This is a genomic window from Pseudomonas sp. HY2-MNA-CIBAN-0224 (assembly GCF_040310285.1).
Classification (GTDB): Bacteria; Pseudomonadota; Gammaproteobacteria; order Pseudomonadales; family Pseudomonadaceae; genus Aquipseudomonas; species Aquipseudomonas helleri.
This window is the reverse complement of the sequence record NZ_JBEOPQ010000630.1, coordinates 1-262: the sequence shown is the minus strand read 5'-3', so window position 1 is coordinate 262 and position 262 is coordinate 1. Positions and strand designations below refer to the sequence as shown.

1 protein-coding gene is annotated in these 262 nt (G+C 55.0%); it reads right to left on the bottom strand.

Annotated elements, in window-relative coordinates; genetic code table 11:
* Window positions 1–262: glycoside hydrolase family 3 N-terminal domain-containing protein (locus AAEZ03_RS27840; protein WP_350583137.1), on the bottom strand; the 262-nt coding region annotated here is incomplete at both ends.

The window sequence follows — 262 nt, the reverse complement described above, 5'->3', positions numbered from 1 at the left end:
CATCAAGCCAAGGCAGCGTTTGGGCGAACGGCTGCATGTCACTGTGCATAATCTCATCCAAACTGCGGCTGTCGATCGCTTCTGATACATGAGAATCAGGAGCGATGGCGCCGTGACCGGGGAAATGCTTACCAGTGGTTGCCATGCCAGCCGCTTTCATACCGCGCATAAACTGGGTCGCCAAAGCCGTAATGGCTTGCGGCTGCTGATGAAAGCTACGGTCACCAATCACTTGGCTAATACCGTCTGTGTCGAGTACCGG